The sequence below is a fragment of the Corynebacterium sp. LK26 genome, assembly GCF_014335085.1.
GTDB lineage: Bacteria > Actinomycetota > Actinomycetes > Mycobacteriales > Mycobacteriaceae > Corynebacterium > Corynebacterium jeikeium_D.
In genome coordinates this window covers 1-1,255 of record NZ_PDHB01000019.1, presented here as the reverse complement: position 1 = coordinate 1,255, position 1,255 = coordinate 1, and the positions used below count along the sequence as shown (strand labels likewise).

Here is a 1,255-nt window from a genome sequence, read left to right as displayed (position 1 = left end):
TGGATGCCGAGGTTGTGTTGGTAGCTGGTGTCGATGGCGGTGTCGTATTCTGCTGGTGCACCGATGTCATTGGTAGTGGCTGTGGTGTTGTGGGTGATCAGGTCTGTTGCTGTGGAAAGTGCGTCTTGACCCCATCGTTGGTCCCTGGCGATCTTGACCGGATCGTCAGGGACTTCTGTATGTAGATACAGCCACCAATCCATCACTGTGCGTTGATGCGGTAGTGATAGTCCGCGGTGTCTGCGGGCTAGTTCTTTTATGGGGGCGTTGATGCCACCTTCGAGGCTGTTTGTTGTTGCTGCAAGGTTGTCGGGGTCGATGGTTGTTGGTGGGGGTTGCAGGTAGGTAAACAGCAGGTCTCTGCGGTGCAGAGATAGCAATGATTGATAGGCCGCTCGGACGCGTTGGTGGGTGTAGACCTTGGTGTAGGCGCCGGTAACGGGGTCTTTGATGGTGGTTTTCTCGTTCATCCATTCCCGGTAGGTGTGGTCGAATTCGTGCAGGTGGGCGACCCATGTGGATGCTTGGTCAAGGTCGGTGATGCGAGTGAGTTTCAGGGCTAGGCGGTAGAGGGTTTTGCCGGCATCGGTGCGGGGGTTGCTGGTGGTGTGGCGGCGGACTGTTCGTTGGGCGTGGACGAGGCAGCGTTGGATGCGTGTTGTTGGCCAGCAGTGGTGGATGGCTGATTGGGCACCTTGTCCGCCGTCTGTGACTGCGATTAGTGGTGCGGCAATGGGGCGTAGGAGTTCGGTGTAGGCGGCGGTGGTTTCGTGTCTGGCCCAGGTCCAGTTGATGACGTGGGTTTTACTGGCTGCGATCAGGAGGCATCCGGACTTTAGATAGGTCGCGTCGAGGAAGATTTGGTCATGGATGCGGAATGAGTCGATGGTGGGTGTGGGGATGATCCACCAGCACCATCGGAATCGGTGGTGCATGGTTTGCCTGGTTACGCCATGGTGTGCGGCGAAGGTGGTTAGAGATTGGGTGCCGGTGGCCCATTGGATGAACAAAGCCATGGTGGCGGTGTTTTTGTTGTGGGTTTGGGTGTTGCGGGTAAAGGAGTGTCCGCAGTGGGTGCAGCGCCAACGGGTGGTTGATTTGCTGGTGGTGCCGTTTTTCTTTGTGTTGTTGCCGCATAGTGGGCAGCTGGGGCGGTTGGTGGTCATCCTTTAATCCAACCGGTGTGCGGTTAGCACAAATGTGGCCGGAGGTGCGGGATGGTGTGGGTAATAGCTTTCGGGGAGCTATTCTTTGG

1 protein-coding gene is annotated in these 1,255 nt (G+C 57.1%); it reads right to left on the bottom strand.

Features of this window, described 5'->3' with window-relative positions; all coding sequences use genetic code 11:
* Window positions 1–1,166: IS256-like element IS3503 family transposase (locus CRD13_RS10885; protein WP_187400321.1), on the bottom strand; the 1,166-nt coding region annotated here is incomplete at its 3' end.
* Window positions 1,167–1,255: the final 89 nt, after the last annotated feature.